20 protein-coding genes are annotated in these 19,150 nt (G+C 32.9%); 9 read left to right on the forward strand and 11 right to left on the reverse strand.

The window, feature by feature from the left end; genetic code table 11:
- Positions 1 to 16: 16 nt before the first annotated feature.
- Positions 17 to 1,531 (forward strand): FMN-binding glutamate synthase family protein, encoded by a 1,515-nt coding sequence (locus BUE10_RS04500; RefSeq protein ID WP_073482669.1) that lies wholly within the window; start codon positions 17 to 19, stop codon positions 1,529 to 1,531.
- Positions 1,532 to 1,582: 51 nt separating this feature from the next.
- On the opposite strand, the gene BUE10_RS04505 is transcribed toward BUE10_RS04500, so the two are convergent.
- From BUE10_RS04505 to BUE10_RS04525, 5 genes are all read right to left on the reverse strand, one after another.
- The gene (locus BUE10_RS04505) at positions 1,583 to 2,272 is read right to left on the reverse strand and encodes a hypothetical protein (RefSeq protein ID WP_073482671.1); all 690 of its coding nucleotides are present in this window, start codon (positions 2,270 to 2,272) and stop codon (positions 1,583 to 1,585) included.
- Between the two features lie 2 nt (positions 2,273 to 2,274).
- Positions 2,275 to 3,051, reverse strand: coding sequence for a hypothetical protein (locus tag BUE10_RS24090; RefSeq protein ID WP_073482672.1), 777 nt, complete (start codon positions 3,049 to 3,051; stop codon positions 2,275 to 2,277).
- Positions 3,052 to 3,193: 142 nt separating this feature from the next.
- On the reverse strand, positions 3,194 to 3,625 hold the full coding sequence (locus tag BUE10_RS04515) for a hypothetical protein (protein ID WP_073482674.1): 432 nt from the start codon (positions 3,623 to 3,625) through the stop codon (positions 3,194 to 3,196).
- Positions 3,626 to 3,832: 207 nt separating this feature from the next.
- The gene (locus BUE10_RS04520) at positions 3,833 to 4,237 is read right to left on the reverse strand and encodes a hypothetical protein (protein WP_073482676.1); all 405 of its coding nucleotides are present in this window, start codon (positions 4,235 to 4,237) and stop codon (positions 3,833 to 3,835) included.
- A gap of 11 nt (positions 4,238 to 4,248) precedes the next feature.
- Positions 4,249 to 5,427, reverse strand: a complete 1,179-nt coding sequence (locus BUE10_RS04525) for a glycoside hydrolase family 88 protein (protein ID WP_073482677.1) — start codon at positions 5,425 to 5,427, stop codon at positions 4,249 to 4,251.
- Between the two features lie 602 nt (positions 5,428 to 6,029).
- Here BUE10_RS04525 and BUE10_RS04530 point away from each other — a divergent pair.
- Positions 6,030 to 6,410 (forward strand): ribosomal maturation YjgA family protein, encoded by a 381-nt coding sequence (locus tag BUE10_RS04530; protein ID WP_073482679.1) that lies wholly within the window; start codon positions 6,030 to 6,032, stop codon positions 6,408 to 6,410.
- A gap of 21 nt (positions 6,411 to 6,431) precedes the next feature.
- Here BUE10_RS04530 and BUE10_RS04535 read toward each other — a convergent pair whose 3' ends face one another.
- Positions 6,432 to 8,210 (reverse strand): ABC transporter ATP-binding protein, encoded by a 1,779-nt coding sequence (locus tag BUE10_RS04535; RefSeq protein ID WP_073482681.1) that lies wholly within the window; start codon positions 8,208 to 8,210, stop codon positions 6,432 to 6,434.
- A gap of 81 nt (positions 8,211 to 8,291) precedes the next feature.
- On the opposite strand from BUE10_RS04535, the gene BUE10_RS04540 reads away from it, so the two are divergent.
- The 3 genes from BUE10_RS04540 to BUE10_RS04550 all read left to right on the forward strand — a co-directional run bounded on the left by BUE10_RS04540 (position 8,292) and on the right by BUE10_RS04550 (position 11,986).
- Positions 8,292 to 8,870 carry a non-canonical purine NTP diphosphatase gene (locus BUE10_RS04540; protein ID WP_073482682.1) on the forward strand — a complete coding sequence of 193 codons (579 nt, stop codon included), beginning with the start codon at positions 8,292 to 8,294 and terminating at the stop codon, positions 8,868 to 8,870.
- Positions 8,871 to 9,063: 193 nt separating this feature from the next.
- Positions 9,064 to 10,971 carry a DEAD/DEAH box helicase gene (locus BUE10_RS04545; protein WP_073482684.1) on the forward strand — a complete coding sequence of 636 codons (1,908 nt, stop codon included), beginning with the start codon at positions 9,064 to 9,066 and terminating at the stop codon, positions 10,969 to 10,971.
- 241 nt (positions 10,972 to 11,212) lie between these two features.
- A complete protein-coding gene (locus BUE10_RS04550) occupies positions 11,213 to 11,986 on the forward strand; it encodes a carboxypeptidase-like regulatory domain-containing protein (protein WP_073482686.1) in 774 nt (257 codons plus the stop codon).
- Between the two features lie 326 nt (positions 11,987 to 12,312).
- On the opposite strand, the gene BUE10_RS04555 is transcribed toward BUE10_RS04550, so the two are convergent.
- The 3 genes from BUE10_RS04555 to BUE10_RS04565 form a co-directional block, all read right to left on the reverse strand.
- Positions 12,313 to 13,773, reverse strand: a complete 1,461-nt coding sequence (locus tag BUE10_RS04555) for an aminoacyl-histidine dipeptidase (RefSeq protein WP_073482688.1) — start codon at positions 13,771 to 13,773, stop codon at positions 12,313 to 12,315.
- 164 nt (positions 13,774 to 13,937) lie between these two features.
- Complete coding sequence (locus BUE10_RS04560) at positions 13,938 to 14,231, reverse strand: type II toxin-antitoxin system RelE/ParE family toxin (RefSeq protein WP_073482690.1); 294 nt, start codon at positions 14,229 to 14,231, stop codon at positions 13,938 to 13,940.
- Positions 14,228 to 14,440 carry a hypothetical protein gene (locus BUE10_RS04565; protein ID WP_073482692.1) on the reverse strand — a complete coding sequence of 71 codons (213 nt, stop codon included), beginning with the start codon at positions 14,438 to 14,440 and terminating at the stop codon, positions 14,228 to 14,230. The genes BUE10_RS04560 and BUE10_RS04565 overlap by 4 nt, the downstream gene beginning before the upstream one ends.
- An 83-nt stretch (positions 14,441 to 14,523) precedes the next feature.
- On the opposite strand from BUE10_RS04565, the gene BUE10_RS04570 reads away from it, so the two are divergent.
- The 3 genes from BUE10_RS04570 to BUE10_RS04580 all read left to right on the forward strand — a co-directional run bounded on the left by BUE10_RS04570 (position 14,524) and on the right by BUE10_RS04580 (position 16,882).
- On the forward strand, positions 14,524 to 15,585 hold the full coding sequence (locus BUE10_RS04570) for a DUF3810 domain-containing protein (RefSeq protein WP_073482694.1): 1,062 nt from the start codon (positions 14,524 to 14,526) through the stop codon (positions 15,583 to 15,585).
- Positions 15,586 to 15,746: 161 nt separating this feature from the next.
- Positions 15,747 to 16,241, forward strand: coding sequence for an RNA polymerase sigma factor (locus BUE10_RS04575; RefSeq protein WP_073482695.1), 495 nt, complete (start codon positions 15,747 to 15,749; stop codon positions 16,239 to 16,241).
- 8 nt (positions 16,242 to 16,249) lie between these two features.
- On the forward strand, positions 16,250 to 16,882 hold the full coding sequence (locus tag BUE10_RS04580; protein ID WP_073482697.1) for a hypothetical protein: 633 nt from the start codon (positions 16,250 to 16,252) through the stop codon (positions 16,880 to 16,882).
- A gap of 144 nt (positions 16,883 to 17,026) precedes the next feature.
- Here BUE10_RS04580 and BUE10_RS04585 read toward each other — a convergent pair whose 3' ends face one another.
- Both BUE10_RS04585 and BUE10_RS04590 read right to left on the reverse strand, forming a co-directional pair.
- Positions 17,027 to 17,836 carry a lysophospholipid acyltransferase family protein gene (locus tag BUE10_RS04585; protein ID WP_073482699.1) on the reverse strand — a complete coding sequence of 270 codons (810 nt, stop codon included), beginning with the start codon at positions 17,834 to 17,836 and terminating at the stop codon, positions 17,027 to 17,029.
- Between the two features lie 123 nt (positions 17,837 to 17,959).
- Positions 17,960 to 18,613: an NUDIX hydrolase gene (locus BUE10_RS04590; RefSeq protein WP_073482701.1), complete on the reverse strand. Its 654-nt coding sequence runs from the start codon at positions 18,611 to 18,613 to the stop codon at positions 17,960 to 17,962.
- A gap of 91 nt (positions 18,614 to 18,704) precedes the next feature.
- Between BUE10_RS04590 and BUE10_RS04595 the strand changes: the two genes are divergently transcribed.
- Complete coding sequence (locus BUE10_RS04595) at positions 18,705 to 19,142, forward strand: DUF4268 domain-containing protein (RefSeq protein ID WP_073482703.1); 438 nt, start codon at positions 18,705 to 18,707, stop codon at positions 19,140 to 19,142.
- Positions 19,143 to 19,150: the final 8 nt, after the last annotated feature.

Raw genomic sequence — 19,150 nt, forward strand, 5'->3', positions numbered from 1 at the left:
CTATTATTACTTAAACATGAGAAAAAAATTCTTTATTTACGGATTCTTATTGTTTCTAATTGTTCTTGCAATTTATTACTACACAGACCGAGGTTATCTACTCGTTTTTATTATCCCAATTTTATTGATTATTGGAGCTTATAATGCTACTCAAAAAAAACATGCTATTTTAAGGAACTTTCCTGTTTTAGGTTATTTCAGATATTTATTTGAAATGATTGCTCCGGAAATTCAACAGTATTTCATCGAAAGATCTACAGATGGAAAACCTTTTTCGCGAAATCAGCGCTCACTTGTTTATCAAAGAGCAAAAAATATTGATTCGAGTACGCCTTTTGGAACACAGCAAAACTTAAATACCGAAACTTATGAAGGTATAAAACATTCTATTTTTCCGGCAAAAGTAAATGAAGAATTACCGCGTGTTTTAGTGGGAGGAAAAGATTGTAAACAACCTTATTTAGCTTCTCTGTTTAATGTTTCGGCAATGAGTTTTGGTTCGCTGAGCGAAAATGCCGTTCGTGCCATAAATATTGGTGCTAAAAAAGGAAACTTTTATCAAAATACTGGAGAAGGTGGTTTAACTGAATTTCATCTTGCAGGAGGCGGCGATATTACCTGGCAGATAGGAACCGGATATTTTGGATGCCGTGACGCTGAGGGAAATTTCAGCCCTGAAAAATTCTCAGAAAAAGCCAATCTTCCAAACGTTAAAATGATTGAAATTAAGCTTTCGCAAGGTGCAAAACCAGGACATGGCGGTGTGCTTCCGGCGGCTAAAAATACAGAACAAATTGCTAAGATTAGAGGTGTTCAGCCACATACGATGATTCTTTCTCCTCCGGGACATCATGCTTTTTCTGATTCTAAAGGACTTTTGCATTTTGTGAAACAATTACGTGATTTATCAAATGGAAAACCAATTGGATTTAAATTATGTATAGGAAACACGGCTGAATTTGAAGCAATATGCCACGAAATGATCGCCGAAGATATTTACCCTGATTTCATTACCGTTGATGGTGCCGAAGGCGGAACGGGAGCTGCTCCGTTAGAATTTGCAGATGGCGTTGGAATGCCTTTTGAACCGGCTTTGATTTTCGTAAACAAAACCTTAATTGGTTTAAATATTCGCGACAAAATACGCATTATAGGAAGCGGAAAAATTATTTCAGGATATTCAATCCTTCACGCCGTTGCTTTGGGTGCAGATATGTGTAACAGCGCGCGTGGTTTTATGTTCTCTTTGGGATGTATTCAGGCTTTACGCTGTCATAATAATGAATGTCCAACAGGAGTTGCCACTCAAAACAAAATGCTGATGAAAGGTTTGGTTGTAACCGATAAATCAGATCGTGTTTATCACTTTCATAAAAATACGCTTCATTCTGCAAACGAACTTTTGGCTGCAGCCGGAAAAACATCTTTTGCAGATGTAGATATTAATATCTTTATGCGTGGTGATGAATTTACCAATTTATCAGAATTGTATTTCCCTGATAATTTGACAAACGTTACGAAACGTAATTAAAACAAAAAGCCTCTTTGAAAACTCAAAGAGGCTTTTTTGATTTTAAGAAGTTTATTTCTTCTCTTTCATATTTTGAGATAAGAATTCAATAGCGCGTATTTTTAATTTATCGACAGAAAGTATATTACTTTCGAATTCATAGAAATTAAGAAATCCATCATTTTTAAAGCATAAAGCATAACCATTGTATCTTTTATTTTCTTTGGTTATTTTGTATGATATCATCTTAACGTCTCCAATAGTATTTTCTACTTTAAACTTTTGAAGATTGACGCTGTTTTTTAAGGTTTTAAAACTTGGTTCTATTTCTGCTTTTGATTCAAAATCGTGAATAAAAACATTTACATTATCAGGCGATTTAAATGCCATTCGCAAGGAATCATCGTGTCTGTTTTGAAAATAAAAATCCTTTGGTATTTTTATCTGAGTGTCTAATGCAATGTATATTAAGGAATCTTTTTCTATTTTTTGAATACCATAATTATCTTTTTGTAAAGCCGATAAACTGTCTAAACTTTCATAATTAGAATACAATATATTATTAGATAATTTCCTTTGCATTTCTTGGTGCTGCCTAAAATTCTCTTTCATCGCTTCCTGAGAATTTCGGAAACTTTCCATTACAGGATCATTTTCATAACGGGGTTTATTCATATTGGAGCAAGTATACAAGAGCCTTCCGCCTAAAATTATAACCGATAAAACACTTAATACGGTTCTCCAGGTTGATCTTTCATCCATGATTATTTCAGGTCTTTTTCAGTCAAAATAATATCATTTACCATGTTCCCTTTAGCATCCTGATATAGATATTTTATTGTTGTAATGTTATAACGCTGTATAGATCCTAAAATAGTTTTTAAATCACTGCTTCTTAAAATACTTTCTTTCATTAAAACCTTAGCTCCTTCTCCTTTAAGTAATTCAGAATATTTTTTTGGCACTTCAATTTTATAAACCAATTCATTTTTATCGCTAATTTCAATTTTTATGATTTTTGTTCCATCTTCATTTACAATTGGCATATTTTGGTTCATGATGGCCAGCATTTGCTGCATCTCTGGGTTCATTCCAGAACTTGAAAGTTCTTTTCTATCTACAGCAGGGGTGTTATTTTTGCTTAATATTTTATTTAACTCCTTTTCATCCACTTTCAGTTCAGCAAGTATTGTGCTGTTATTGGCTAAAAAAAACATTTCGAATGTTACTCCTTCTCTAATTAGTTCCATTGAAGCTGCATCGCTTTTCAACATTTCACCAAGTAAAGCCGGGAACATTTGGTTGTAAATAGATTTGCTTGATTCGTCTTGTTCTAAATTAGTATCAATTCTTATTTCAACTTTATTTTCATTTAAAAAAGCTTTTGCACTTGCGCTGCTGATAATATCATTATGAAAAAGTGCACTCGAATTATTAAACGTATTAACGTATTCCTGAATTTTTTGCTTGGTATTTTTACAGCTTACTAAAAATAAAGCAATAGCAATCGTGCATGAGATTTGGGTAATTTTTTTGATCATAGTTTTAGGGTTTTATTAAGTAGACATTTACACAAACATAACTTAATGTTAGAATTAATGCAACAAGAATTATCATTCTTAACGAAAAGAAAATAGCCTCTCTGATTTACAAAGAGGCTATTTTCAATACTTTAATTTTAATTTAAAGTTTTGCTGTTTCCTTATTTCCTTCTGCAGTTCCTTCTAAAACTGCTAATTCTTCTTTATCAACTGTTCTTTTAGCTAAAATAACATTATTATAAGCTAAAAAGTAAACATCAAATGTTACGCCTTCGCCAATTAACTCTGCAGAAATTTGATCATTTTTAATCATTTCTTTTAATAAATCAGGAAACGAATTAGCGGCAGCCTGCTTGTTTGCTTCATCTCCTTCTAAATTTGTTTCAATTCTAATTTCAATTTTATTCTCATTTAAAAATGCTTTCGCATCAGTACTGGTAATCCCGTTACCTTTTATGGAAGATGAATTATTGTAGGTACTTACATGTTCCTGGATTTTTTGCTTGGTATTTTTACAACTTACCAGCAATAATGCAATAGCAAAAGCAAATGCGATTTGGGTAATTTTTTTCATAATTTTTTAGGTTTTTGGTTTATTTTTAACTCAAACATAATGAAATTATAACACAAAAACAAAACGAAGTCGCAAAACTTTAAAATATAACTATTTAGCTACAAATAGGTTATCGTGACAAAAGAATGAAAAGAATTAACTTAATAACTAAAAAAAATCCTCTTTAAAATTGTTTAAAGAGGATTTGATAAATATTATATCTGAATATTATTTTAGCAATTCAGCCAGAGATTCTTTGTTGATTATTTGTTTTACAAAAACCGTATTATCATCGGCTAAAAAATAAGCATCAAACTGAATACCTTCTTCAACCAGTTCTTTAGGGATTTGATCTTTGGCAATCATTTCTTTTAAAAGTTTTGGAAACGATGATTCTGCTTTTGCTTTATTCACTGCGTTTTGCTCTAAATTAGTTTCAAACCGCAATTCGATTTTATCATCATTAATATAACCTCTTGCCGTTGTCAGTGTAACATCTTCAGCCTTAAAATTTGCGGCTGTACTGTTATAAGTCGTTACATATTCCTGAAGTTTTTGCTTTGCATTTTTACAGCTTACAAGCGTCAAAACCATCATAACTACACACAAAATCTGGCTTACTTTCCTAATCATAATTTAAAGTTTTATTTCAATTTTTGAAGTCTTAAAAGTGCTTCAAGATAGTAATAATCTGCGTAATTTATAGAACAGTCTATTTCGCTTCCGGCAGGTTTATGACCTGTTGAATGCAATAAAAATGCTGAATTCACATCGTGGCTTTGGTAATTATCTGAAAGCGAAACGATCATTTTTTTAGATTTTGTCAAATATTCGTTTTTCAGCGTTTTATCTTTTGTATAAGAACTCAATTCTAAAAGTGCCGAAGAAACAATTGCTGCTGCCGATGCATCTCTTGGAGCATTTGGAATATCCGGTGCATTAAAATCCCAATACGGAACTAAATCTTCTGTTATCAATTTATCCAGATAAACACGAGCTAGTTTATGAGCAAAGTCTAAAAATTTAGGATCTTTTGTTTCTCTGTAAGTCATTGTAAAACCATAAATTGCCCACGCCTGTCCGCGCGCCCACATACTGTCGTCGCTATAACCCTGAGCAGTTCTTCCTTTTATTTTCTTACCGGTTTCATAATCATAAATAATAACATGATAAGAAGTATTATCTGGTCTAAAATGATTTGTCATTGTTGTTTCGGCATGTTTTACTGCGATATCATACAGCTTTTTATTTCCGCCGTTTTTAGATGCCCAAAACAACAATTCTAAATTCATCATGTTATCGATGATCGTATTGTGACCGCCCATTTTATTGTGAGGCCAAGATTGAATTGTTCCCACTTTTGGATTAAAAAGTGTTGCCAAAGTATCGGCTGTTTTTAGAATGATTTCTTTGTATTCCTTATTTTTAGTCAATCTATATCCGTTTCCGAAACTATTAAAAATCTGAAAACCTAAATCATGGTCAGCAGCTTTACTAACCGACAAAGGCGTTAAAAAACGACTAAATTTATCGGCTTCTTTTTCCCATTTTTTATCTTTTGTCGCTTCGTATAAAAACCACAATTCTCCAGGCCAGAATCCGCTTGTCCAGTCTTTGTAATTTACAAATTTCCAGTCTTTGCTTCCATTCGGAACTGTTCTTGGTGAAGTGCCGTCATCCGGAATCACTTTTAATGTTTTTGAAGCCTGCTCTGCGCAATACTCCAATTGTTTTTTTACGTTAAACGAATTGTCTTTTTGAGAATAACCCTGATTTCCAACAAATAATAAAGCTGTAATCAGAGCGAAAAATTTTGCATTCATGTGGTTACTTTTAAATAGATAGTTTTTAGAACCGATAAATTTATGAAATAAAGTAAACTTATTTTAGTCTTTGTATTTTTCGATGCCTAAAAATGTACTTTTTTTGTCATTGCGAGGAACAAAGCAATCGCACTAAGCTGGACGTGATGGCACGCAGATGACGCAGATTAAACAGATATTTTTTGTTGCATGTTTGTCATTGCGAGGAACGAAGCAACCGCACTAACAAGAGTTGCGAAGCTTTGTGTAATGGCACACAGATGACGCAGATTTAAACAGATTTATTTATAATCTTGTCATTCCGAGGAACAAGGAATCGCACAAGAAACTCCACAACAGCAAGTCGCCAATCTTTGTCGATTCTCTAGTGCGATTCCTCGTTCGGAATGACAAACTTTATGGTTACTATACATTTATGCATCGTTAGTCAATCAAAAAAAAACAAAAATAAATCCGTTTAAATCTGCGTCATCTGCGTGCCATTACGTCTAGTTTTGCATCCCTTGTTAGTGCGGTTGCTTCGTTCCTCGCAATGACAAACTTTATCTATAAATAAAAGGATTTAATATATATTTGCTCCTAACCAAAAACCTACCAAAACCTTGAAAAAATCCAGAATACAATATTTCATTTTATTTCTCTGCACCATTCTTCTCGGAATCCTTTCAAGGAAAATCTCCTTTATTCCTTTATGGATTGGCGATGCTCTTTATGCAGTTATGATTTATTTTTTGGTTAGAATATTTCTTCCAACTAAAAAAGCTTTTATAGTCGCTTTATTTTCTTTGTTAATATGTTACTGTATTGAGTTTTTACAACTTTATCAGGCAGAATGGATTATTGAACTTAGAAAAACACTTTTTGGAAGATATGTATTGGGGCAAGGTTTTCTTTGGTCGGATATTTTAGCTTATACTTTTGGAGTTTGTGTTGCTTTTATTATAGATACCAATTGCATTCCGAAATCTTTGTCAAAATTTTAAACTTTGACAAAGATGAAAATCTCAATCAAAAGTCTGCGTGATTTTTTCAATATTTAAACTGTTTGCCATTGCCATAAATATTTGATAATACGCTCCTTTATTATCGTACAATTCGTCGTGTGTTCCTTTTTCGACACATCTTCCTTTTTCTAAAACAATAATATTTGAGGCATCAATAATTTGGGAAATACTGTGTGAAATGATAATCACAGTTCTGTCTTTTTTAATGGCGTCTAAAGATTTTTTAATTTGTTCTGTAGCAATTGCATCTAAACTTGCCGTTGGTTCATCCAGAAAAATTATAGGCGGATTTTTCAGAAAAAGTCTCGCAATGGCAATTCGCTGCTGCTGACCGCCGGAAAGTAAATGCGCATCTGAATCGTAGCCTTTTGGCAATTGAATAATTTGTTCATGAATGTAAGCTTGTTTTGCCGCTTCAATAATTTCAGATGCTGAAGCTTCGGGATTTCCGTATAAAATATTTTCTCCAATTGTGCCTTTAAAAATGTGGTTTTTCTGAAGTACTAAACCAATATTTTTACGCAGAAAATCGGTATTATAATCCACTAAATCAATCCCATCTAAAAAGATTTGTCCTGATGAAGGCAGATAAAATTTATCCAGTAAATTAATAATCGTGCTTTTTCCGGCTCCGCTTAATCCAACCAAAGCGGTCGTTTCATTCGGTTTAACCGTAAAATTAATATCATAAAGCGCCTGAGTTCCGTTTGGGTAAACAAAATCAACGTTTTTTACTTCAATTAATCCCGTGATTTTCCCCGGAATATAAGTTCCGCTGGTTTCTATTTCCTGTTCAGATTCTAAAATATCAAAAAATCCTTCAGAATAAATTAAGGCATCGTTTACTTCATCATAAATTCGGTGCAATTGTCTAATTGGCGACGAAACATTATTAAACAACATAATATGAAACATGATCGCACCAATTGTCATTTGATTATTTAAAACAAAATAAGCGGTCAAAATGATGATAATCACGACTCCTATTTGTTCAACGAAGCTTTTAATGCTTTCAAAAATAAAACTGGTTTTTCTCGTTGCCAGTTGATTTTCGGTCATTTCGTATTGAATTTTTTCATGACGATCAGCTTCAGTCGATTCTCGGACAAAAGATTTAATAACTGTTATTGATTCAATTAAACTAATGATTCCGTTGTTTTTGGTTTCACGATAATTACGCATTCTTCGTCTGAAACCGCTTAGTTTTGTGGCTTGCAACTGGCTGATGTAAAAGTAAATTGGAATGATACATAAACTTACCAATCCCACATATACATTGGCATAAAACATAATAACCAAAGCCACAAAAGCGTTGGCAAACAGTGGCAGAATATCAATAAAAAAGTTTTGAACTAATCGTGTTAAACTGCTAATTCCGAGATCGATTCTGGTTTGGAGTTTTCCACTTTCATTTTCATCAGAAGTATAAAACTCCATTCTATAACTTAGAATTTTTTCTACGATTGTCTGTGAGATATCTCGGGTTATAAAAATTCGAAGTTTTTCACCATAAAATTTTTGCCCAAATTGTACAATTGAGTTTACCAACTCTTTAGTAAGCAATACTATACTTATTATCTCTAACAAATGAAATCCTTTTGATAAAGGTTCATGTGCCACCATTAAATTATTGATGGCATCGACGGTATATTTTAATATTAAAGCATTTACCTGCGCTGCAAATGAGCCTAAAAAGGTAAGCAGTAAAGTGGCAATTACCATTTTTCTGTACGGTTTTACAAATGGCATTATTTTTTTATACAGTACAGATAATTGCATTTATTTTTATTTTTAGGTAACTATCAAATATAAGAATTCTAAATTTGTGTTTAAAATAGTCTTACCTTTAAATATACAAATATGAAACTGGTTTTCGCTTCCAATAATTTAAATAAAATCAAAGAAATTCAAAGCATTCTAAACGGATCTATCCAATTATTAAGTTTAGAAGATATTGGCTGTCATGAAGAAATTCCTGAAACTGCTGATACTATTGAAGGCAATGCGATTTTAAAAGCCAATTATGTTACCGAAAAATATGGTTATGATTGTTTTGCTGATGATACAGGTTTAGAAGTGAAAGCTTTAAACGGAGAACCCGGCGTTTATTCTGCCCGATATGCGGGTGAACAAAAAAATGCCGACGATAATATGAACAAGCTTTTGGAGGCTTTAAAAAATGAAGAAAACCGAAGTGCACAGTTTAAAACCGTTATTGCTTTAAATTTAGAAGGAAAACAGCATCTTTTTACGGGTTTGGCAAAAGGAAATATTACTTTGACTAAAGCCGGAAATCATGGTTTTGGGTACGATCCAATTTTTCAGCCGGAAGATTATAAGGGGACTTTTGCCGAATTATCTGCGGAAATTAAAAATAAAATCAGCCATCGCGCAAAGGCAACTGAGCAACTTATTGATTTTCTGAACACAAGAAAATAAATGTTCAAAATACAACAAATTATTGGGCAAAATTGATATTTCACGACGTATTTTTTTCGATTTCTTTCAAAAATGATTTTACACCAAACATAACTTTTTGATAATCAAATCATAACAAATATATAAATCTTAAAATAGCATTAGTTTATCTGAATAATTAACAGTAATTTTGCACCCTATTTTAAAAACACATATGAATAAATTTGAACAATTAGGATTGAATGAATCGTTACTGAAGGCGATTTTAGATCTAGGATTTGAAAATCCGTCAGAGGTACAGGAAAAGGCGATTCCCCTATTATTGGAAAAAGACACAGATATGGTTGCGTTGGCTCAGACAGGGACAGGGAAAACGGCAGCTTTCGGTTTTCCGCTAATTCAAAAAATTGATGCTGACAATAGAAACACACAAGCATTAGTTTTATCGCCAACACGAGAACTTTGTTTACAGATTACCAACGAACTTAAAAACTACTCAAAATACGAAAAAGGTATTAATGTGGTAGCAGTTTACGGCGGGGCTAGTATTACAGAGCAAGCTAGAGAGATTAAAAGAGGCGCACAAATTATTGTGGCTACTCCGGGGAGAATGCAAGACATGATTAACAGAGGTTTAGTAAACATTAAAAATATAGATTACTGTATTCTTGATGAAGCTGATGAGATGTTAAACATGGGATTCTATGAAGACATCGTATCTATTTTATCAGATACTCCAGATCAAAAAAGTACATGGTTGTTCTCTGCAACTATGCCGCAAGAGGTTGCCAGAATTGCAAAACAATTCATGAGCGAACCGGTTGAAATTACTGTTGGTGCTAAGAACTCTGGTTCTGCAACAGTTTCTCACGAATTTTACTTAGTAAATGCTCGTGACCGTTACGAAGCTTTAAAACGTTTAGCCGATGCAAATCCAGATATTTTCTCTGTGGTTTTCTGTCGTACTAAAAGAGATACACAAGCTGTAGCCGAAAAATTAATTGAAGATGGATATAGCGCTGCTGCGCTGCACGGAGATTTATCTCAGGCACAACGTGATGGTGTAATGAAATCTTTCCGTGGAAGACAAATTCAGATGCTTGTTGCTACTGACGTTGCTGCACGTGGTATTGACGTTGATAACGTAACACACGTTGTAAACTACCAATTACCTGATGAAATCGAAACGTACAACCACCGTTCTGGTCGTACTGGTAGAGCTGGAAAATTAGGAACTTCTATTGTAATTGTTACAAAAAGTGAGTTGCGTAAAATTTCTTCTATCGAAAGAATCATCAAACAAAAATTTGAAGAAAAATCTATTCCATCTGGAATCGAAATCTGCGAAATTCAATTATTACACTTAGCTAATAAAATTAAAGATACTGAGGTTGATCACGAAATTGACAATTATTTACCAGCTATTAACAATGTTCTTGAAGGTTTATCTAAAGAAGAATTGATTAAGAAAATGGTTTCAGTAGAATTTAACCGTTTCATTGCTTACTACAAAAAGAATAGAGATATTTCTACTCAATCTTCTGGAGAAAGACGTGAAAGAAACGATTCTGAGCCTAGAGAATTCAATAATAACGGAGCAGTTCGTTATTTTGTAAACATCGGTTCTAGAGATAATTTCGACTGGATGTCTCTTAAAGATTACTTGAAAGAAACATTAGACTTAGGTCGTGATGACGTTTTCAAAGTGGATGTAAAAGAAGGTTTCTCTTTCTTTAATACTGATCCTGAGCACACTGACAAAGTTATGGAAGTATTAAACAACGTACAATTAGAAGGACGTCGTATTAATGTTGAAATTTCTAAAAACGATGGTGGCGGAAGACGTGATCATAACGGACGTAGCGGCGGAAGTCGTAGTTCTGGAGGACCAAGACGTGAAGGAGGTTTTGCTCCAAGACGTGAAGGTTCTGGTGGAGGTTTTAGAAGCGACAGAAACTCAGCTCCAAGACGTGAAGGTTCTGGAGGAGGTTTTAGAAGCGACAGAAATGCAGCTCCAAGAGAAGGTGGTTTCAAAAGAAACGAAGGAGGTTCTGACAGAGCTCCAAGACGTTCTGAAAGCTTTGGTGATTCACCAAGACCAAGAAGACCAAGAAGAGATTAATTCTTTTATATCTTAAAATATAAAATCCCAAATTCCTGACATAAATGGAATTTGGGATTTTTTTATATACGCTCCACGAATAGTTTTGTAATCCAAAACAATATAACTCAAACTTCCTGATCCCTTTTTATTTAAACACAAAAAGCAACACCGATGACTTTGTTAATTTTCTGATAATTATATTCGAAGACTGCGAAATATTTAATCTCTATTTACTACTTTTAGTGCTTTAAATCAGGATATGAAATATTTCGCAGTTTTCTTTTTTTTACTATTCTCTGCCATAAGTTTTGCACAAGATGCTGAATCTACAACTCCGCAAAGGGTTTCAGGTTACATTATAAACGATGATAGTAAACAACCTCTTCCAAATGTAAATATCATTAACACCAATAAAGTACGAGGCGCAAAATCTGATGCAAAAGGGTATTTTGAAATTGATGTACAGCCAAATGATACAATTCATTTTTCTCTTTTAGGATTTCAATCTCTTAGAATCAGAGTAACAAATGACTGGATAAAAAATAAAGTAACTCGAATTCAACTTACTGAAAAAGCAATCGCTCTTGAAGAAGTTATTATTGCACCATTTAATTTGACTGGTTATCTTGAAATTGATTCAAAGTTAATTCCAACCAAAGAAAACTACCGTTACAGTATTTCTGGTCTTACACAAGGTTATGAAGCGGGTGAATATTCTCCAAATGCTTTTGGAAAAGTATTGGGTTCTATTTTTAATCCGGCAGATATGCTTTATAATTTCTTTGGAAAAAACAGCCGGGAGCTCAAAAAACTCAAGGACATGAAAAAAGATGATACGATTAGAAATCTTTTAGAAACTAAATATGATCGTGAAACTATTGCAGTTTTATTAGGAATCAGTAAGGATGAAATTCCTGAAATTATGCACCGCTGCAACTATTCTGATGCATTTATTCAATCTGCAAATGACTTACAGATTTTAGATGCCATAAGCGGCTGCTACGAACAATATAAAGTATTAAAAAGGAATTAAAATTTTACTTTTACATCAATATAGAAATCCTCAATTTAAAAAATTGGGGATTTTTTTATGCCTTATGATTTCAAAAAAAGCTATATTTACTATAGCAAAACAATAAAACAAACAAAATCAATACGTTATGTCAAAAGGTCAAGATGCAAAAAAAACGGCAAAAAAAGAACCGTTAAAAACGGCTAAAGAAAAGAAAGAAGAAAAAAGAGAGAAGAAAAATTCTCCTAAAAGAGATTAAAAAAGTGTTCAGTGTTCAGTTTTTTTTAGTGTTCAGTTTAGTCACCAGATTTACTGATTACCAAAAACTGAACACTGATTACTTTTTTTTATTTAGCCGGAATGTTAGAAAGAATTTCTAATACAAATTTCCAATATTTTTGTGCAGATGAAATGCTGGCTCTTTCGTCTGGAGAGTGCGCTCCGTGAATGGTTGGTCCAAAAGAAATCATATCCATATCTGGGTAATTTGTTCCTAAAATTCCGCATTCTAAACCAGCGTGACAAGCCACAACTTTTGGCTGTTCACCATTTTGTTTTTCGTAAATATCTTTTAAAACTTCTAATATTTCTGAATTTACGTTTGGAGTCCATCCTGGGTAAGAACCAGAAAGCTCAACTTCGCATCCCACTAATTCAAAAGCTGAACGCAAAGAATTAGCCAAATCAAATTTAGAAGATTCTACGGAAGAACGTGTTAAACATCCAACCAAAATTTCTCCGTCTTTTATAACTACGCGAGCAATATTATTTGAAGTCTCAACTAAATCAGCCATATCTGCGCTCATTTTGTAGACTCCGTTTTGTGCCGCATAAATCGCTCTGACAATTCCTTCCTGAACACCTAAATCCATTATTTTTTCAGGTAAATCAGTTTTTACGATTTCTATCGATAAGTTTGGTTCCGTTGTTTTGTATTCTGCTTTGATGTCTGCAATAATTTCCTGCATATCATAAACATATGCTTCATCAAACATTTGAGAAATAATTACTTTAGCAACGCTTTCTCTCGGAATTGCATTTCTAAGACTTCCTCCGTTAATTTCAGAAACCTGTAATCCAAAGTTTTCAAAACCATCAAATAATAAACGGTTCATTATTTTATTGGCATTTCCTAAACCTTTATGAATATCCATTCCAGAATGACCTCCATTTAAGCCTTTTACGGTAATAGTATACCCAACAGAGCCTTCCGGAACTTCTTCTTCGTTATAAGCTCTTGTAGCCGTTACATCGATCCCGCCAGCGCATCCTATATCAATTTCATCATCTTCTTCTGTATCCAGATTCAATAAAATCTGTCCTTGAAGAATTCCTCCTTTTAAATTTAAAGCTCCTGTCATTCCGGTTTCTTCGTCAATTGTAAACAAAGCTTCAATTGCAGGATGTGGAATGTCTTTACTTTCTAAAATTGCCATAATTGCAGCTACTCCTAACCCATTGTCAGCACCAAGCGTTGTACCGCGGGCGTGAACCCAGTCGCCATCAACATACATATCAATTCCTTGCGTATCAAAATCAAAAACAGTGTCAGCATTTTTTTGGTGTACCATATCTAAGTGACCTTGCATTACAATGGCTTTGCGATTTTCCATTCCCGGAGTTGCCGGTTTTCTGATAATTACATTTCGGATTTCGTCTTCAAAAGTTTCTAAACCTAAGCTGTTTCCAAAGTTTTTCATAAACTCGATTACACGCTCTTCTTTCTTTGACGGACGCGGAACGGCGTTTAAATCTGCAAATTTGTTCCAAAGTGCTTTTGGTTCCAGATTTCTTATTTCCTGACTCATTATATTTTGTTTGAAGTTTAACAATTAAGAGCTTCAAAGTTACAAAGTTTAAATGCTTTTTCCGCCACGAATTCTACGAATTAGCACAAATTATAATGGCTCTAAAATTAAAGGATAAGAATACTCAATTTAAGATAAAGAAATTTAAAAGTAAAGCAAACTTTTTAAAGAGGATATTTTGAAGGATTTAACGAGGTATTAAAAACAGACATAACATATACTGTTTTCACTGTTTCATCAATAAAATAAAAAATAATAAATGGGGATTTTTTAGTGGGAAGACCTCGATAATCCTTATATCTGATTTCAAAAAAAGGATTTTTCGATAATGTATCTAAATGTTCATCAATTACTTGATAAAAATATTCGCCTAAACCATTTTGCTTAGACTCATAATAATCAATCGCTTCTTGTATATCTACAAGCGCTCTTGGCTCAATAACAATATTAAAAATCATTTCTTTGATTTGAAACGTAATTGTTTTTTAGCTTCATTCCAAGGAAGAAAATCGTCTGCTTTTGAAGTTGATCTTCTTTCATCTAATAAATTTTTCATTTCTTCGGTTACAGAAAATTCATTAATTACGGTTTCATAATTGAATTTTTCTATCAACTGCATAAAGAATGACAATTCATTATCTGGAATATTTAAAGTGATTTGTGTCATTTTCCTCGTTATTGAATAACAAATTTACAAAAAAGAAAACGAACTAGTATTTTAATTATTATTTTTAACCCAAAAGTAAAACCGTGACACGAAAATATATCCTTCCTCTACTTCTTTTAGCTCAGATTATCTTTTTAAAAATCCTGCCGTTTTTCCCCGATTTTGTAGAAGGCCTCTACAGTAATAATTTATATATCAGGATTTCGCATTTCTCACGAGTACTTTTAGGTAAAATTTCATTTTCTGTTGGCGATTGTATTTACGCAGTTCTAATATTATCTATGATAAGCTGGTTTTGGAGAATTCGAAAAACATGGAGAACAGACTGGAAAGATCATCTTTTAAAAATTACAGGTAAAATTTCTGTTTTTTACTTTTTCTTTCATGTGCTTTGGGCTTTCAATTATTATCGTAAACCTCTTTTCGAAAAAATGGAAATCAAAAGAGAATATACCGATGCTGATTTATTAGCCTTTACAAAAAGACTGATTGTTAAAACGAATGAAGTTCAGTTTAAAATCACAAAAGATAAAGACAAAAAAATTAGTTTCCCCTATTCTCAGGAAGAAGTTTTTAAGATGAACCTTAACGGATATGATAATTTAGCACAAGAACATTCTTATTTTAAATATGAGACTCTAAGCGTAAAAAAATCGCTGTTTAGTGTTCCTTTAACTTATATGGGATTTGGCGGCTATTTGAACCCGTTTACAAATGAAGCACAGGTAAATGATTTATTACCAATGTATTCTTTTCCGCTTACCGCTTCTCACGAAATGGCGCATCAAATAGGTTTTGCAAGCGAGAACGAATGCAATTTTATAGGTGTTTTGGCGTCTGTAAAAAATGATAATTTATATTATCAGTATTCAGGATATAGTTTTGCTTTGCGTTATTGCCTTGGAATTTGGAAGTTTAAAAACGAGGAAATCTTTGAGGTTTTAAAAAGACAAATAAATCCGGGGATTTTAAAAAACTATCAGGAAAGTCAGGATTTTTGGAAACAATATGATACTTTTATTGATGAAGGTTTTCATTTTGTATATGATAGTTTCTTGAAATCAAACAATCAGAAAGATGGAATGGAAAGCTATAGCAAGTTTATAGATTTGATGATTAATTATTATAAAACACGTCAACTGTAGCAAGTTGCCACGAATTTCACGAATTAGCACGAATTTTTAAAAACTAAAATTCAACTTTATCATTATTATTTTGAGAAGTAATTCGTGAAATTTGTGAAATTCGTGGCGAAAAAATAATTAAGTCTTGTAACAAAATAGATTTCAACACTACTAATACTTTTATGAGCGAAAATATAGAACAGTCATTTGTTGCGCAATTGCAGGCAAATCAGAATATAATCCACAAAATTTGTAGATTATATACTGCCGGTGAAGACGCCCATAAAGACTTGTTTCAGGAAATTACTATTCAGCTCTGGAAAGCATATCCAAAATTTAGAGGCGACAGTAAATTTTCGACCTGGACGTATCGTGTCGCTTTAAATACAGCCATTACCTTATATCGCAAAACCAAAAGAACCATATCTACCGTAGATTATGAGAGTCATCAGCATTTTGTAAAAGATGTTGATTACAACTATGAAGAGGAAGAACAGATTAAATTGATGTACAAAGCCGTTTATCAGCTTAACGACATCGAAAAAGCATTAGTTTTTATGTATTTAGAAGACAAAGATTATCAGGAAATAGCCGAAACCTTAGGAATCAGCGAAGTGAATGCGCGCGTGAAAATGAACAGAATTAAAGGGAAACTTAAAAAAATACTAAATCCTTAAAAATTATTATGAAAGAACTGGATTTACTAAAAAAAGACTGGCAGAAGAACTCTGATTCTTTTGAACAAATTTCTGAAAAAGAAATCTATAAAATGATTCACAAAAAGTCATCTTCAATTGTGAAATGGATTTTGATTATCAGCATTTTGGAGATTTCGTTTTGGACTTTTTCAAACTTATTTATCAATACCGATGATGTTTTGCGAAAAATAAATCATCCAGAAATTGTGGTTACGCTTGAATACTTAACTTATTTGAATTACTTAGTGGGATTGGTTTTCGTGTTTATTTTCTATAAAAACTACACTACAATTTCTACAACTGTTGCCACAAAATCCTTAATGAGTGCCATTTTAAGAACCCGAAAAACAGTTCAGTATTACGTTTGGTACAACTTAGGAATGATTGTAATTACATCCATTTTAAGTTTCTTTATCGCTTTTGTTTACAATCCTGATATGGCTTTTTTAAGAGAAAAACTTGCCATAGACGGAAAAGCAATGTTTGCTACAATTGGAATATTAACTTTAGTAATATTAGGTTTCTTTGGATTGTTCTGGTGCTTTTACAGATTACTTTACGGAACATTATTACGCAGATTATACTTGAATTATAAGGAGTTGAAGAAAATTGATTTCTAATTGAGGTTCAAAGGTTCAAAGATTTTCCTTTAAGGCGCTATCCCGAAACTTCGGGACTTAGATGTTAAGGTTCTAAGTTTTTCTAACTTGAAACCTGAAACTTGAAACAAAAAAATCTAAAATCAGAAATCTAAACTCTAAAATCTAATACTCCCACTGTCTCAATCTATTTAGTTCTTCCTGTGCTTTGATTTCTTCGGCCGGAATAACTTTTAAGAAAGATGGATGCTGTTCGATAGCATATTCTACTTTTTCTACGATTTCTTCGATTGTGTCATTTTCATAATCAATTTCAAGAGGTTCTTTGATAATGAAAGACTGCAGGATATTTTTCTTTTTCATACGAAGCCCTTTTTTATCAAAAGAACGACGGAAACCATCTATAACAATAGGAATTACGATAGGTTTATGTTGTTTAATTATATGCGCTGTTCCTTTACGAACGGGTTTAAAAGATTTTGTTGTCCCCTGCGGAAAGGTAATAACCCAGCCGTCTTCAAGGGCAATACGGATATTTTCGGTATCGTTTGGATTTACGTCACGTTTTTCAGTAACATCAACACCTTTTGCACGCCATGTTCTTTCTACAGTAATTGCGCCAACATAAGCTAAAATTCTTGGCAGTAATCCGGCCTGCATTGTTTCTTTTGCAGCTACGTAGTAAATATTCATTTTTGGCTGCCACAAATAACCAATGTTCTTAATAGTATCTTGACGTCCGCTTAAACTTGCGTTAAAGACATGAAACATTGCCACAACATCGGCAAAATAAGTTTGGTGATTGGATATAAACAAAACGTTTGTGTCTGGAAGTGTTTTAATAATTTCAGATCCTTCAATCTGCAATTCATTAAAACCTCTATATCTTCTATGAGTCATGGCTCCCAAAATACGGATTAACCATTTCTTGATGAATAATATATGCCCAAAAGGATTTCGCTTAAACAATCCCATAACGTTATTTTGTATTTTTTAGGTTAAGTCGCAAACATACAAAAATTATTCTTTTAGCAATACTAATATACAATTTACGAAATAAATCTATATATCCATGATTATCAAAATGTTAAATTAAAGTTATTGAGGTTTTTCTGAAAAAGTAAATTTTAGAACATCTCTCAATTCGCTTAAAATCATTGCGGTTGCTCCCCAAACGATATGATTTTGGATATTAAATGCCGGAACCAAAATATCATTTCCGTAAGAAGTTGATAATTTGGTTTCGATTATAATTTCATCATCTAAAAAAACAGATAATGGCAATTCGAGAACACCCGCCACTTCTCGGGCATCGGGATAAAATGCAAGTTCTTCTTTGGCAATTCCTAAATAAGGATGCACTAAAAAGTTACTTGGCGGAATATACATAGGTGTAAAATGTTTTATTATTTCAATTTTTTCAGGAAGAACGCCAATTTCTTCGCTGGTTTCGCGTAAAGCTGTTTCCTGATAATCACGATCTGTGAGTTCGTATTTTCCGCCCGGAAATGCAATTTGCGACGAATGAACGCCATTGTATGCATTTCGAACAATTAGAATCAAATGTGTTTTTTCATTTTTAGGATAAAACAACATCATAACTGCGGCAATTCTTGGATTTTTTGCGTCGATATCTAGGTTTTTCATAGCCTGAATGCGTTCTAGAGGTGCCATTTTTGCGTGTGCCGATTCTGCCGGAAGTTCAACTGGAATTAAATTAGGAACATATTGCAAAAAATCTTGAAAATCCATATTCAAAGTTTATTTTTGTACTTTCAAATTAAAATATAAATATACTCTAGAAAATGCGGTTCTACAAGTTTTCTAAAACAAAGCCATAAAAATGTACAGCAGAGAAGAATCACAAAGAATAAAAAGGGAATTTTGGGTTGCTTTTGCAGAAAAGTATCCAAGAAAATGGGTTCTTTATGATACCAAAATCAAAGATTTCTCTTTTAAATTTTATGTAGACAATAAAAAAGCACAGGTTTTAATTGACATCGAACACCGCAGCGACGAAAAACGAAATGCGTATTTTGAAAAGATTGAAGCTTTAAAAAATATTCTGGAAGAGGAATTTATTAAAGATTTGGTTTTCGAAAAAAACTACACTTTAGAAAGTGGTAAAACCATAAGCAGAATTTGGGTTGAAAAACTTGGAGTAGGTTTTAGCAATCGCAATAATTGGGACGCTATTTTTGATTTTTTCAACGAAAACATGCATGCTCTTGAAATGTTTTATCTGGAGTATGATGAATTTATTAAGGAAATTGAAGTTTAGAAAAAAGG

Source organism: Flavobacterium sp. CF108 (genome assembly GCF_900129795.1).
Classification (GTDB): Bacteria; Bacteroidota; Bacteroidia; order Flavobacteriales; family Flavobacteriaceae; genus Flavobacterium.

Excerpts from the sequence above, each read along its gene's own strand:
- BUE10_RS04500 (WP_073482669.1), top strand. The coding sequence starts at position 17 with ATGAGAAAAAAATTCTTTATTTACGGATTCTTATTGTTTCTAATTGTT.
- BUE10_RS04505 (WP_073482671.1), bottom strand. The coding sequence starts at position 2,272 with ATGGATGAAAGATCAACCTGGAGAACCGTATTAAGTGTTTTATCGGTT.
- BUE10_RS24090 (WP_073482672.1), bottom strand. The coding sequence starts at position 3,051 with ATGATCAAAAAAATTACCCAAATCTCATGCACGATTGCTATTGCTTTA.
- BUE10_RS04515 (WP_073482674.1), bottom strand. The coding sequence starts at position 3,625 with ATGAAAAAAATTACCCAAATCGCATTTGCTTTTGCTATTGCATTATTG.
- BUE10_RS04520 (WP_073482676.1), bottom strand. The coding sequence starts at position 4,237 with ATGATTAGGAAAGTAAGCCAGATTTTGTGTGTAGTTATGATGGTTTTG.
- BUE10_RS04525 (WP_073482677.1), bottom strand. The coding sequence starts at position 5,427 with ATGAATGCAAAATTTTTCGCTCTGATTACAGCTTTATTATTTGTTGGA.
- BUE10_RS04535 (WP_073482681.1), bottom strand. The coding sequence starts at position 8,210 with ATGCAATTATCTGTACTGTATAAAAAAATAATGCCATTTGTAAAACCG.
- BUE10_RS04540 (WP_073482682.1), top strand. The coding sequence starts at position 8,292 with ATGAAACTGGTTTTCGCTTCCAATAATTTAAATAAAATCAAAGAAATT.
- BUE10_RS04545 (WP_073482684.1), top strand. The coding sequence starts at position 9,064 with ATGAATAAATTTGAACAATTAGGATTGAATGAATCGTTACTGAAGGCG.
- BUE10_RS04550 (WP_073482686.1), top strand. The coding sequence starts at position 11,213 with ATGAAATATTTCGCAGTTTTCTTTTTTTTACTATTCTCTGCCATAAGT.
- BUE10_RS04555 (WP_073482688.1), bottom strand. The coding sequence starts at position 13,773 with ATGAGTCAGGAAATAAGAAATCTGGAACCAAAAGCACTTTGGAACAAA.
- BUE10_RS04560 (WP_073482690.1), bottom strand. The coding sequence starts at position 14,231 with ATGATTTTTAATATTGTTATTGAGCCAAGAGCGCTTGTAGATATACAA.
- BUE10_RS04565 (WP_073482692.1), bottom strand. The coding sequence starts at position 14,440 with ATGACACAAATCACTTTAAATATTCCAGATAATGAATTGTCATTCTTT.
- BUE10_RS04575 (WP_073482695.1), top strand. The coding sequence starts at position 15,747 with ATGAGCGAAAATATAGAACAGTCATTTGTTGCGCAATTGCAGGCAAAT.
- BUE10_RS04580 (WP_073482697.1), top strand. The coding sequence starts at position 16,250 with ATGAAAGAACTGGATTTACTAAAAAAAGACTGGCAGAAGAACTCTGAT.
- BUE10_RS04585 (WP_073482699.1), bottom strand. The coding sequence starts at position 17,836 with ATGGGATTGTTTAAGCGAAATCCTTTTGGGCATATATTATTCATCAAG.
- BUE10_RS04590 (WP_073482701.1), bottom strand. The coding sequence starts at position 18,613 with ATGGATTTTCAAGATTTTTTGCAATATGTTCCTAATTTAATTCCAGTT.
- BUE10_RS04595 (WP_073482703.1), top strand. The coding sequence starts at position 18,705 with ATGTACAGCAGAGAAGAATCACAAAGAATAAAAAGGGAATTTTGGGTT.